Genomic DNA, 12,354 nt, shown 5'->3' with positions numbered 1-12,354 from the left:
CTCCCCGGTTACAGCGCGATGCGACGGAAGTCGGCCAGCAGCGCGCCCAGATAGGCGTTGAAGCGGGCCGCGGCGGCGCCGTCGATGACGCGGTGGTCATAGGACAGCGACAGCGGCACGATCAGGCGCGGCACGAACTGCTTGCCGTCCCAGACCGGCTTGTGCGACGAACGCGACACGCCCAGGATGGCCACTTCGGGCGCATTGATGATGGGCGTGAACGAGGTGCCGCCGATGCCGCCCAGCGACGAGATCGAGAAGCAGCCGCCCTGCATGTCGGCCGGCGAGATCTTGCCGTCGCGGGCCTTCTTGGACAGATCGGTCATTTCCTGGGCGATCTGCAGGATGCCCTTCTTGTCGGCATCGCGGATCACCGGCACCACCAGCCCGTTGGGCGTATCGGCGGCGAAGCCGATGTGGTAGTACTGCTTGAGCACCAGATTGTCGCCGTCCAGCGAGGCGTTGAACTCGGGGAACTTCTTCAGGGCCGCGACCACGGCCTTGATCAGGAAGGCCAGCATCGTGACCTTGATGCCCGACTTCTCGTTTTCCTTGTTCAGCGTGACGCGCAGCGCTTCCAGGTCGGTGATGTCCGCTTCGTCATTGTTGGTGACGTGCGGGATCATGACCCAGTTGCGATGCAGGTTCGCGCCGGAGATCTTCTTGATGCGCGACAGCGGCTTGGCTTCGATCGGGCCGAACTTGGTGAAGTCGACCTTGGGCCACGGCAAGAGGCCCAGCGCGGCGCCGTCGGCCGAACCGCCGGCGACGGCGGCCGGAGCGGCCAGCGCCTGCTTGACGAAGGCGCGCACGTCGTCGGCCGTGATGCGGTCCTTGGGACCGGAGCCCTTGACCTTGCTCAGATTCACGCCCAGCTCGCGCGCGAACTTGCGCACCGAGGGCGAAGCGTGCGGCAGCTGGCCCGGCTTCAGGTTGGCGTCTTCCAGCGCGGCGGCCGGAGCCGGACGCGCGGCCGGCGCGGCGGCGGGAGCCGCCGGTGCCGGCGCCTCGGCCTTGGGCGCGGGCGCGGCGGCAGCGGCCTGGGCGGGCGCGGCGGCGGCCGGAGCCGAGCCTTCCACCACGACCACGACCGAGCCCTTGGCGACCTTGTCGCCGACCTTGACCTTCACTTCCTTGACCACGCCGCCCTGCGAGGCGGGAATCTCCATCGAGGCCTTGTCGGACTCGACGGTGATCAGGCTCTGCTCGGCCTTGATCGTGTCGCCCACGGCGACCATGACTTCGATGACCTCGACTTCCTTGAAGTCGCCGATGTCCGGCACCTGGATCTCGACGGGACCGGCGCTGGCAGCCGGAGCCGGCGCGGCAGCAGCGGCAGGCTTGGCAGCTTCAGCGGCCTTGGCCGGCGCAGCAGCAGCGGGCGCGGCGGCGGGCGCGGCGGGCGCGGCGGCGGCGCCTGCCGCCTCCACTTCCAGCACCACCGTGCCTTCCGCAACCTTGTCGCCAACCTTCACGCTGATCGACTTCACCACCCCGCCCTGCGAGGCCGGAATCTCCATCGACGCCTTGTCGGACTCCACCGTGATCAGGCTCTGCTCGGCCTTGATCGTGTCGCCCACCGACACCAGCACCTCGATGACTTCCACTTCCTTGAAGTCACCGATGTCCGGAACCTTGATCTGCACGATGTTGCTCATGTCTCTTTACCCTCAGGCGTATTGCGGGTTGGCTTTGTTCGGATTGATGCCGTACTTCTTGATGGCCTCGGCCACCTTGGCGAGCGGCAGCTTGCCTTCGTCGGCCAGCGCGCGCAGCGCGGCGACCACGACGAAGTGGCGGTCCACCTCGAAGTGCTCACGCAGCTTCGAGCGGAAGTCCGAGCGGCCGAAGCCGTCGGTGCCCAGCACCTTGTATTCGCGGCCCTTCGGCACGAACGGACGGATCTGGTCGGCGAACAGCTTCATGTAGTCGGTCGACGCGATGATCGGGCCTTCGGTCTTGGCCAGCTGCTCGGTGACATAGGCCACCTGCGGCTTCTTCTCGTCCGGGTGCAGCATGTTGTGGCGCTCGGCGTCCAGGCCGTTGCGGCGCAGCTCGGTGAAGCTGGTGACGCTCCACAGGTCGGAGGCGACGCCCCAGTCGGCTTCGAGCAGTTCCTGCGCGGCCATGACTTCGCGCAGGATCGTGCCCGAACCCATCAGCTGCACGCGGTTCTTGCCCTTGCCGTGCGACTTGAGCTTGTACATGCCCTTGATGATGCCTTCCTCGTCGCCCGTGGTCAGACCGGGCTGCGGGTAGTTCTCGTTCATCACCGTCAGGTAGTAGTAGACGTTTTCCTGGTCTTCCACCATGCGCTTCAGGCCATGCTGGATGATCACGGCCAGTTCATGGCCGAACGTCGGGTCGTACGAGACGCAGTTGGGGATGGTCGAGGCCAGGATGTGGCTGTGGCCGTCCTCGTGCTGCAGGCCCTCGCCGTTGAGCGTGGTGCGCCCGGCGGTGCCGCCCAGCAGGAAGCCGCGCGCCTGCATGTCGCCGGCCGCCCAGGCCAAGTCGCCGATGCGCTGGAACCCGAACATCGAGTAGTAGATGAAGAACGGGATCATGATGCGGTTGTTCGAGGAGTACGACGTGGCCGCCGCGATCCACGAGCTCATCGCGCCCGCTTCGTTGATGCCTTCCTGCAGGAGCTGGCCATCGGCCGCTTCCTTGTAGTACATGACCTGGTCCTTGTCGACCGGGGTGTACTTCTGGCCTTCCGGCGCGTAGATGCCGATCTGGCGGAACAGGCCTTCCATGCCGAAGGTGCGCGATTCGTCGGCCAGGATCGGCACGACGCGCGGACCCAGGTCCTTGTCGCGCAGCACCTGGTTCAGGATGCGCACGAAAGCCTGGGTGGTGGAGATCTCGCGGCCTTCCGCGGTGGGCTCCAGCACGGCCTTGAAGGCGTCCAGCGCCGGGGCCTTGAGCTGTTCGTCGGCCTTCTGACGGCGGCGCGGCAGGTAGCCGCCCAGCGCGGCGCGGCGCTCGTGCAGGTACTTCATTTCGGGCGAATCTTCCGCCGGCTTGAAGTACGGCAGATCGGCCAGCTGGTCGTCCGGGATCGGGATGGCGAAGCGGTCGCGGAATTCGCGGATCGAGTCCAGCTCCAGCTTCTTCTGCTGGTGGGTGGGGTTCTTGGCCTGGCCGACGTGGCCCATGCCGTAGCCCTTGATGGTCTTGGCCAGGATGACGGTGGGCTGGCCTTCGTGCTTGGTGGCGGCGTCGAACGCGGCGAACACCTTGTGCGGGTCATGGCCGCCACGGTTCAGGCGCCAGATGTCCTCGTCGCTCATGCGCGACACGGCTTCCAGCAGCTTGGGGTGCTTGCCGAAGAAATGCTCGCGCACGAACTTGCCGTCGTTGGCCTTGTACGCCTGGTACTCGCCATCGAAGGTCTCTTCCATGATCTTGCGCAGGATGCCTTCCTTGTCGTGCGCCAGCAGCGGATCCCAGTAGCCACCCCAGATCAGCTTGATCACGTTCCAGCCCGAACCGCGGAAGTCGCCTTCCAGCTCCTGGATGATCTTGCCGTTGCCGCGCACCGGGCCGTCCAGACGCTGCAGGTTGCAGTTGATGACGAAGATCAGGTTGTCCAGCTTCTCGCGCGCAGCCAGGGCGATGGCGCCCAGCGATTCCGGCTCGTCCATCTCGCCGTCGCCGCAGAAGACCCAGACCTTGCGGCGGCTGGTGTCGGCGATGCCGCGGGCGTGCAGGTACTTCAGGAAGCGCGCCTGGTAGATGGCCATCAGCGGGCCCAGGCCCATCGACACCGTCGGGAACTGCCAGAAGTCCGGCATCAGCTTCGGATGCGGGTACGAGGACAGGCCCTTGCCGTCCACTTCCTGACGGAAGTGGTTCAGCTGGTCTTCGGTCAGGCGGCCTTCGAGGTAGGCGCGGCCGTACATGCCGGGCGAGGTGTGGCCCTGGAAGTAGACCAGGTCGCCGCCGTGGTTCTCGGTCTCGGCGTGCCAGAAGTGGTTCTGGCCGCAGCCGATCATGGTGGCCAGCGAGGCGAAGGAGGCGATGTGGCCGCCCAGGTCGCCGCCGTCCGGCGGGTTGTGCTTGTTGGCCTTGACCACCATGGCCATGGCGTTCCAGCGCACGTACGAGCGGATGCGCGATTCCAGTTCCAGGTTGCCCGGATGCGCCGGCTCCAGGCCGGGCGGGATCGTGTTGACGTAGGCGGTGTTGGGCGAGAACGGGATGTGGGCACCGGAGCGGCGCGCCTCGTCGATCAGGCGTTCCAGCAGGTAGTGCGCGCGCTGCGGTCCTTCGCGGTCAAGGACGGCTGCCAGGGCTTCGAGCCACTCCTGGGTCTCTAGGGTGTCTTCGTCGTTGGCAGCCTGCACGGCGCCAGCCTGGGCGAAAGAGGACATCGTGTGTCTCCTATTGGGGTTCGTTCATGACCACACCCGCGCTTATTGGTCTGCTCGCGGCCAGTCCGTGGCGTCCGGATCATCCGGGCTACCATGTCCTGCATGGGTCGTGGGTGTTCTGGAAACCTGCCTTCGGGTAGGGTTCCCTTATCAGCCGGCATTCTAAGAAAGAAGATTAACCGGTCGCAAGGAAAATTTCATGTTGCGGTACGGCATTTCACAAAGTGAAATCATGACCGCAAGCTGAAAGGTGCATCGGCGCAATTTTTTAGCCTGTCCACGCAATCGACCGCTTGATTCCCGGCAATTCCCCGGCAACACGCACTAAAATGCCGGGTCTATCTGGCCCGAATTCCATGTCCAGCGCGCCCAAGTCCAACATCCCCACCCCATTCCACGACCACGCCCGCACGCGCCGCCGCGGGGTGTACTGGGTCACGCCAGCCCTGGTGCTGATCCTTTATATCTGTGTGATGGCGGTGTTCTTCTGGCTGCAGCGCATCCACGACGACAGCGTCATGTTCGTCACCATCGACCAGGAAATGCGCCAGCAACGGCTGCTCTGGGTGGTGCTGGCGCTGTCCTGCGTGATCATCATCAGCCTGCTGATGCTGTGGCGCTATACCCGCTTCCGCTCGACGGCCGAGGCCGCGCTGATCGCCGAGACCGGCTTTCGCCGCGCCATGGAGAACTCCATGTCCACCGGCATGCGGGTGCTCGACATGGAAGGCCGCATCGCCTACGTCAATCCCGCCTTCTGCCGCATGATCGGCTGGAACGAGGCCGACCTGATCGGCCGCAGCCCGCCCTTCCCCTATTGGGTGCCCGGCCGCCACGAACAGCATCAGCACACGCTGGACGTGCTGATGTCGGGCAAGACGCCCAGCAGCGGCCTGGAGGTCGAGGCCCAGCGCCGCGACGGCTCGCGCTTCACCGCCCGCATGTACGTGTCGCCGCTGCTGGACCCCAACGGCAACCAGATCGGCTGGATGACCTCCATGACCGACATCACCGAGCCCAAGCGCATCCGCGAGGCGCTGACCGCCGCGCACGAACGCTTCATGACGGTGCTCGAAGGCCTGGACGACGCCATCTCGGTCACGGCCGACACCCACGACGGCCTGGAGCTGTTGTTCGCCAACCGCACCTACCGCCGCGTGTTCGGCGCCCAGACCGGCGGCCATGACGAACTGCTGGCCGGCCGCCGTGGCCGCTTCACCGACGAATCCGTCGAAGTGTTCGCGCCTTCGGTGCAGCGCTGGTTCGAGGTGCATCACCGCATGCTGGCCTGGACCGACGGCCGCCGCGTGCGCATGCAGGTGGCGCGCGACATCACCGAGCGTCGCACGCATGAGGAAGCCTCGCGCGTGCAGCAGGAGAAGATCCAGCTCACCAGCCGCCTGACCACCATGGGCGAGATGGCCTCGTCGCTGGCGCACGAGCTGAACCAGCCCCTGACCGCCATCGCCAACTACAGCATGGGCGCGGTGGCCCTGGTCAAGGCCGGCCACACCAGCCCCAACATGCTGCTGCCGGCGCTGGAAAAGGCCGCCTCGCAGGCCGAGCGCGCCGGCAAGATCATCAGCCGCATCCGCGAATTCGTGAAACGCAGCGAGCCGCGCCGCCAGCGCGTGGCCATCGGCCGCATCGTCGACAACGCCATCGGCTTCGCCGAGATCGACGCGCGCAAGCGCCGCATCCGCATCGACAGCTTCGTGCCGTCCAACGCGCCGGACGTGCTGGCCGACCCGATCCTGATCGAACAGGTGCTGCTCAACCTGCTCAAGAACGGCCTGGAAGCCATGGAAAAGAGCGAGTCCGACGAGCTCAAGGTGGCCGTGATCCTGCACGAGCAGCACATCGAGGTGGCCGTGGTCGACCGCGGCCACGGCCTGGCCGAGCCCGAGCGCCTGTTCGAACCTTTCTTCAGCACCAAGTCCCAGGGCCTGGGCATGGGGCTGAATATCTGCCGTACCATTATCGAATCGCACCACGGCCGCCTGTGGGCAGACCCCAATCCCGCCGGCGGCACCATTTTCCGCTTTACCCTGCCCTGCGCTGCACCCCAGCCGCAGGCCCAGAATGACCAGTCAGAGGAGTTGCACGCATGAACACGCCCCACCTGTCGAGCACGGTATTCATTGTTGACGACGACGAAGCGGTCCGCGATTCGCTGCGCTGGCTGCTGGAGGCCAATGGCTATCGCGTCCGTGCCTACGCCAGCGGCGAGTCCTTCCTGGAAGACTACGATCCGGCCCAGATCGGCGTGCTGATCGCCGACGTGCGCATGCCCGGCATGAGCGGCCTGGAACTGCAGGAACAGCTGATCGCCCGCAACGCCCCGCTGCCTATCGTCTTCATCACCGGCCACGGCGACGTGCCCATGGCCGTATCCACCATGAAGAAGGGCGCGGTCGACTTCCTCGAAAAGCCGTTCAACGAATCGGACCTGCGCGAGATCGTGGCGCGCATGCTGGAGCAGGCGACGCAGCGCGTCAGCAAGCACCAGGCCCAGAAAGACCACGAAGCCATGCTGGCGCGCCTGACCGCGCGCGAGCAGCAGGTGCTGGAGCGCATCGTCGCCGGCCGCTTGAACAAGCAGATCGCCGACGACCTGGGCATCAGCATCAAGACCGTCGAGGCGCACCGCGCCAACATCATGGAAAAACTTGAAGTGACCACCGTAGCAGACCTGATGAAGGTTGCCCTGGCCAAGCCCGAGGCGCATGCATGACAGCAAGAATCATTGACGGCGTCGCGCTCTCGCAGCGTATCCGCGAAGAAGTCGCCCAGCGCGTTGCCGCGCTGGCCGCGCAAGGCGCCCGCCCCGGCCTGGCCGTGGTGCTGGTGGGCGAAGATCCCGCCTCCCAGGTGTATGTGCGCAACAAGGTCGCCGCCTGCGAAAAGGCCGGCCTGCATTCCGTGAAAGAGCAGTACCCGGCGGACATGACCGAGGCCGATCTGCTGGCCCGCATCGACACGCTGAACCGCGATCCGGCCATCCACGGCATCCTGGTGCAGCTGCCGCTGCCCAAGCACATGGACGCGCACAAGGTCATCGAGGCCATCGCCGCCGAAAAGGACGTGGACGGTTTCCACGTCAGCAACGCCGGCCTGCTCATGACCGGCCAGCCGCTGTTCCGCCCCTGCACGCCCTACGGCGTGATGAAGATGCTGGAATCCGAAGGCGTGGCCCTGCGCGGCGCCGAGGCCGTCATCGTGGGCGCCAGCAACATCGTCGGCAAGCCCATGGCCATGCTGCTGCTGCAGGCGGGCGCCACCATCACGATCTGCAACTCCAAGACCCGCGACCTGGCCGCGCAGACGCGCCGCGCCGACGTGCTGGTCGTGGCGACCGGCAAGCCGGGCATGATCGACGGCTCGATGATCAAGCCGGGCGCCGTCGTCATCGACGTGGGCATCAATCGCGGCGCCGACGGCAAGCTGTGCGGCGACGTGGACTTCGCCTCCGCCAGCCAGGTGGCCGGCGCCATCACGCCCGTGCCGGGCGGCGTGGGCCCCATGACCATCGCCATGCTGCTGGTCAACACGGTCGAGGCCGCCGAGCGCGCGGCCGGGCTGACCGCCTGAGCGACCGGGGCCGTCCGGCCCCACTCCCGTCCGCCCTATCCCGGCCCGTCGCGGCCCGGCGGGCGGGCGGCTCTCCCCAGCCAGCGCGACAGCACAGGATGTTCTATCCTGCCCTTGCGTTCGGGCCGATCGCCCCTACCTGTTAGGCATATGCCGCGCCGCCATCCGCCGCGTCCCGCAACCCCTTCCCACCCGCTACCGCCATGACCCAGAATCCCCTGCTTGCCCCCGTCTCCGACCTGGTCGACTACGCGGCCGTCACGCCCGCGCACATCGTGCCCGCCGTCGAGGAACTGCTAGGCATCGCGCGCCAGGCCGTCGAGCACGCCGCCGACCCGTCGCTGCCGGCCACCTGGGAAGCCGTGGCCGAGCCGCTGGACACCGCGTCCGAGCGGCTGTGGCGCGCCTGGTCGGTGGCGGGCCACCTGAACGCCGTGGTCAACACGCCCGAGCTGCGCGAGGCCTACAACGCCGCGCTGCCGCTGGTCACCGAATTCTCCACCTGGGTCGGCCTGCACGAGGGCCTGTACAAGCAATACCAGCGCCTGGCCGCCGCGCCGGACTTCGCCGCCTGGACGCCGGTGCGCCGCCGCATCGTCGAGATGGCGCTGCGCGACTTCCGGCTGAGCGGCGTCGAGCTGCAGGGCGCCGACCGCGAGCGCTACGCCGCCATTTCCGACCGCGAGGCCCAGGCCTCGCAGAAGTTCTCCGAGAACGTGCTGGACGCCATCGACGCCTGGTCGCTGTTCGTCGAGGACGAAGCGCGCCTGGCCGGCATCCCGGCCGACGTGCTGGCCGCCGCCCGCGCCGCCGCCGAGGAAGACGGCAAGCCGGGCTGGAAGCTGACGCTGAAAATGCCCTGCTACCTGCCGGTGATGCAGTACGCCCGCGACCGCGACCTGCGCGAGGCGCTGTACCGCGGCTATGGCACCGTCGCGTCGGAACAGGGTGACGCGCAGTTCGACAACTCGCCGCTGATCGAAGAGCTGCTGTCGCTGCGCGCCGAGGAAGCCGGCCTGCTGGGCCTGGGCACCTTCGCCGGGCTGCGCCTGCAGACCCGCATGGCGCGCGACGCCCGCGAAGTCACCGAGTTCCTGCGCGACCTGGCCGCGCGCGCCAAGCCCTACGCGCAGCGCGACCTGACCGAGCTGCGCGCCTATGCCGACGCCGAGCTGGGCCTGGCCGAACTGCAGCCCTGGGACGTGCCCTATGCCTCCGAGCGCCTGCGCGAATCGCGCTACGCCTACTCGGAAGACGAGGTCAAGCAGTACTTCACCGAGCCGCGCGTGCTGGCCGGCCTGTACGAGGTCATCGAGACCCTGTTCAACGTGCGCCTGGTGGAAACGCCGGTATCGTCCTGGCACGCCGACGTGCGCGGCGTGCGCGTGGAAAGCCCCGAGGGCGCGCTGATCGGCCATCTGTACCTGGACCTGTACGCGCGCGCCGGCAAGCAGAGCGGCGCCTGGGTCGACAGCGAACGCACCCGCCGCCTGGCCGGCGGACGCCTGCAGACGCCGGTGGCCTACCTGACCTGCAATTTCTCGCGCCCCAACGGCGAGCGCGCCGCCGTGCTGACGCATGACGACGTGATCACGCTGTTCCACGAGACCGGCCATGCACTGCACGCGCTGCTGTCGGAAGTGGACGAACCCGGCGCGGCCGCCTTCTCCAGCGTGGAATGGGACGCCATCGAACTGCCCTCGCAATTCATGGAGAACTTCTGCTGGGAATGGGCCGTGGTGCAGAAGCTGTCGGCCCACGCCGACACCGGCGAGACGCTGCCGCGCGCGCTCTACGACCGCATGATCGCGGCGCGCAACTACCAGAGCGGCATGCAGACCGTGCGCCAGATCGAGTTCGCGCTGTTCGACATGCTGATGCACGACCGCGCCCAGGGCATTTCCATCGCCCAGGTGCTGGCCCTGCTGCAGGAAGTGCGCCAGGAAGTCGCGGTGCTGTTCCCGCCCGCCTGGCACCGGCTGCCGCATGCCTTCTCGCACCTGTTCGCCGGCGGCTATGGCGCCGGCTACTACAGCTACAAGTGGGCCGAGGTGCTGTCGGCCGACGCCTACGAGGCCTTCGAGGAAGCCGCCGCCCGCCAGCCGTCCGGCTCGGCGCTGGGCACGCTGGACCCGGAGACCGGCGCGCGCTTCCGCCGCGAAGTGCTGGCCGTGGGCGGTTCGCGTCCGGCGGCGGAATCCTTCGCCGCCTTCCGTGGCCGCGCGCCGCGTATTGACGCGTTGCTGCGCCACAGCGGCATGAGCGCCGCCTGACGCGACGATGCAGGTTGCAGGACAAGACGGCCCGCGCACGCGGGCCGTCTTTGCGTGCGCCGGGACTGCGCGGGCCGCGCGGCGCCACGGCATGCGCGCCTGCGGCCCGTCCCTGTCAGGCCGCCATGTCCTCGACCGACCGCCGCGCCGACACCACCAGCCAGCGGCCATGCACCGACTGGTCGCGCGCGGCTTCGCGCCAGAACTGCCGCGCTTCCTCGCTTTCGGCGCGCTTGATCCGCTGCCGGTAATACAGGCGCGACGGCAGCGCCAGCAGATGCTCCAGCATCCGCTTGGGCTTGACCTCGTCGACCTCGTGCAGCGTGATGTCCACGTAGCCGTAGTGCGACAGCAGCAGATGCAGCTGCGGATAGCTCCAGGGGAAATACGTGATGTAGTCCTGCCCGCGCTGGCGGCCCACCATGGGCCGGAAGCCGGAATGGAAGCCGCGCAGCAGGAACTGCAGGCGCGAGCGGAAGTACCAGGTGTTGGGCGTGGTGATGACCACGGTGCCGCCCGGCCGCAGTGCGCGCCGCAGGCTCTCGACCAGCACGCCGGGATTGGTCACCAGGTGGATGGCTTCGCAGCAGACGGCGGCGTCGTACTGGCGATTCAGCGACAGCGGTGTTTCCAGGTCATGCTCGATGACCTCGCGGTAGCCGCCGCCGACTTCGGGAAACTCCCACAGCCCCACGCCGTCCAGTTCGACGCTGCCCCGGGCCGTCGCGTGCAGGTTGTCGCCAAGCCAGCCGGTGCCGCAAGGCGCGTCTAGCACCTGCTCGGCGGCGCGCGAATGAAGAATGTCGAGGACGACGGGAAAGTATGGATAGTACGGGTAGCGCATGGTCCAGCCTCGTGTGCTTGCAGTCATCGGCCTGACCGATGGCTGAATATAGTTCGGCCGATGCCGCCGCCAAGCCCGAAAACGCTTTTCACGACAAAGCTCCGACAAAACTTCACAAACGCCCGCGCGCGGGGCTTGCGCCAGCGCAAGCGGTTCGCGTGCGCCCGGCGCGTCCGCCCCCGGGCATACGGGTAGAATCGACGGGTTTATCTTTCTCGACCGGCCTTGGGATACATGAGACACCTCACTTGCGGCCGCGCCTGGCGCGGCCTGCTGCTGACCCTGTTCATCCTGCTCGCCGCCTGCGGCGACCGGAACGTGAACTGGACCCTCTACGACGTCAAGGGCCACCTGCCCGACCTGAAGTTCTCGCTGCCCGGCGCGGGCGGCAAGACCGTCAGCAGCGACGACCTGAAGGGCAAGACCGTGCTGCTGTTCTTCGGCTACGCCAGCTGCCCGGACATCTGCCCCACCACCATGGCCCAGCTGACCGCCGTGCTGCAGAACCTGGGCGACAAGGCGCGCGACGTGCGCATCGTGTTCGTCAGCGTGGATCCGCATCGCGATACACCCGACATCCTGCAGGCCTATGTGGACGCGTTCAACAAGAACGCCATCGGCGTGACCGGCGACGAAAAGCAGATCGCCGACCTGGCGCGCCGCTACCGCGTCGCCTACCAGATCGAAAAGCCCAAGCCCGGCGACGACGCCGAGATCTACGATGTGACGCACAGCCGAGGCGTGTACATTTTCGACAACAAGGGCCGCGCGCGGCTGCTGGCCTCGGAAACCGACAGCATCGAGGCGCTCACCCGCGACATCCGCCAGCTCATAGACATGACGTCATAGACCCGTCGGCGTCCATCGCGATGCAGCATGTTGCGGGCGCGCCGCGCATACGTGTTGTTACACCCCATGAACGCGGCGCGTGAGTATGATCGGGACGCATCGCAACCTTTTCCTTACGCAAGGAGCACGCGCATGAGCATCATCATCATGATCATCGTCGGGTTCATCGTCGGCCTGATCGCCCGCGCCGTCATGCCCGGGGACCAGCCCATGGGCATCGTCATGACGACCATCCTGGGCATCGTCGGCTCGGTGGTCGCCGGCTTCCTCGGCCGTCAGCTCGGCTGGTACCACGACGGCGAGCCGGCAGGCTGGATCGCCTCGGTGGTGGGCGCCATCATCGTGCTCTTCGTGGTCGGCCTGATCGCCAAGAAACGCGCCTGACGCAGCGCCCTGCCCGGCCAGTTCCGGCGCGCAG

The 12,354-nt window shown here is 67.3% G+C and carries 9 protein-coding genes; 6 read left to right on the top strand and 3 right to left on the bottom strand.

Features of this window, described 5'->3' with window-relative positions:
* Nucleotides 1–8: 8 nt before the first annotated feature.
* Both aceF and aceE read right to left on the bottom strand, forming a co-directional pair.
* A complete protein-coding gene (aceF, locus tag C2U31_RS17890; RefSeq protein WP_103273996.1) occupies nucleotides 9–1,658 on the bottom strand; it encodes a dihydrolipoyllysine-residue acetyltransferase in 1,650 nt (549 codons plus the stop codon).
* 12 nt (nucleotides 1,659–1,670) lie between these two features.
* Complete coding sequence (gene aceE, locus C2U31_RS17885) at nucleotides 1,671–4,379, bottom strand: pyruvate dehydrogenase (acetyl-transferring), homodimeric type (RefSeq protein ID WP_103273995.1); 2,709 nt, start codon at nucleotides 4,377–4,379, stop codon at nucleotides 1,671–1,673.
* Nucleotides 4,380–4,735: 356 nt separating this feature from the next.
* On the opposite strand from aceE, the gene C2U31_RS17880 reads away from it, so the two are divergent.
* From C2U31_RS17880 to C2U31_RS17865, 4 genes are all read left to right on the top strand, one after another.
* The gene (locus C2U31_RS17880; RefSeq protein WP_103273994.1) at nucleotides 4,736–6,490 is read left to right on the top strand and encodes a PAS domain S-box protein; all 1,755 of its coding nucleotides are present in this window, start codon (nucleotides 4,736–4,738) and stop codon (nucleotides 6,488–6,490) included.
* Nucleotides 6,487–7,113 (top strand): response regulator transcription factor, encoded by a 627-nt coding sequence (locus tag C2U31_RS17875; RefSeq protein WP_103273993.1) that lies wholly within the window; start codon nucleotides 6,487–6,489, stop codon nucleotides 7,111–7,113. Before C2U31_RS17880 ends, C2U31_RS17875 begins: the two co-directional genes overlap by 4 nt.
* Complete coding sequence (gene folD, locus C2U31_RS17870) at nucleotides 7,110–7,970, top strand: bifunctional methylenetetrahydrofolate dehydrogenase/methenyltetrahydrofolate cyclohydrolase FolD (protein ID WP_103273992.1); 861 nt, start codon at nucleotides 7,110–7,112, stop codon at nucleotides 7,968–7,970. The genes C2U31_RS17875 and folD overlap by 4 nt, the downstream gene beginning before the upstream one ends.
* Nucleotides 7,971–8,173: 203 nt before the next feature.
* Nucleotides 8,174–10,243 (top strand): M3 family metallopeptidase, encoded by a 2,070-nt coding sequence (locus tag C2U31_RS17865; RefSeq protein ID WP_103273991.1) that lies wholly within the window; start codon nucleotides 8,174–8,176, stop codon nucleotides 10,241–10,243.
* Between the two features lie 115 nt (nucleotides 10,244–10,358).
* Here the strand turns inward: C2U31_RS17865 and C2U31_RS17860 are convergent, their stop codons facing one another.
* Nucleotides 10,359–11,114: a bifunctional 2-polyprenyl-6-hydroxyphenol methylase/3-demethylubiquinol 3-O-methyltransferase UbiG gene (locus tag C2U31_RS17860; RefSeq protein ID WP_199770845.1), complete on the bottom strand. Its 756-nt coding sequence runs from the start codon at nucleotides 11,112–11,114 to the stop codon at nucleotides 10,359–10,361.
* Nucleotides 11,115–11,321: 207 nt separating this feature from the next.
* Between C2U31_RS17860 and C2U31_RS17855 the strand changes: the two genes are divergently transcribed.
* Nucleotides 11,322–11,936, top strand: a complete 615-nt coding sequence (locus C2U31_RS17855; protein ID WP_103273990.1) for an SCO family protein — start codon at nucleotides 11,322–11,324, stop codon at nucleotides 11,934–11,936.
* A gap of 132 nt (nucleotides 11,937–12,068) precedes the next feature.
* The gene (locus C2U31_RS17850; RefSeq protein ID WP_103273989.1) at nucleotides 12,069–12,320 is read left to right on the top strand and encodes a GlsB/YeaQ/YmgE family stress response membrane protein; all 252 of its coding nucleotides are present in this window, start codon (nucleotides 12,069–12,071) and stop codon (nucleotides 12,318–12,320) included.
* Nucleotides 12,321–12,354 lie beyond the last annotated feature (34 nt).

This window comes from Achromobacter sp. AONIH1, from assembly GCF_002902905.1.
Classification (GTDB): domain Bacteria; phylum Pseudomonadota; class Gammaproteobacteria; order Burkholderiales; family Burkholderiaceae_B; genus Achromobacter.
The sequence above is the reverse complement of the archived record's forward strand: the minus strand, read 5'-3'. Positions and strand labels throughout refer to the sequence as shown.

Excerpts from the sequence above, each read along its gene's own strand:
- aceF (WP_103273996.1), bottom strand. The coding sequence starts at position 1,658 with ATGAGCAACATCGTGCAGATCAAGGTTCCGGACATCGGTGACTTCAAG.
- aceE (WP_103273995.1), bottom strand. The coding sequence starts at position 4,379 with ATGTCCTCTTTCGCCCAGGCTGGCGCCGTGCAGGCTGCCAACGACGAA.
- C2U31_RS17880 (WP_103273994.1), top strand. The coding sequence starts at position 4,736 with ATGTCCAGCGCGCCCAAGTCCAACATCCCCACCCCATTCCACGACCAC.
- C2U31_RS17875 (WP_103273993.1), top strand. The coding sequence starts at position 6,487 with ATGAACACGCCCCACCTGTCGAGCACGGTATTCATTGTTGACGACGAC.
- folD (WP_103273992.1), top strand. The coding sequence starts at position 7,110 with ATGACAGCAAGAATCATTGACGGCGTCGCGCTCTCGCAGCGTATCCGC.
- C2U31_RS17865 (WP_103273991.1), top strand. The coding sequence starts at position 8,174 with ATGACCCAGAATCCCCTGCTTGCCCCCGTCTCCGACCTGGTCGACTAC.
- C2U31_RS17860 (WP_199770845.1), bottom strand. The coding sequence starts at position 11,114 with ATGACTGCAAGCACACGAGGCTGGACCATGCGCTACCCGTACTATCCA.
- C2U31_RS17855 (WP_103273990.1), top strand. The coding sequence starts at position 11,322 with ATGAGACACCTCACTTGCGGCCGCGCCTGGCGCGGCCTGCTGCTGACC.
- C2U31_RS17850 (WP_103273989.1), top strand. The coding sequence starts at position 12,069 with ATGAGCATCATCATCATGATCATCGTCGGGTTCATCGTCGGCCTGATC.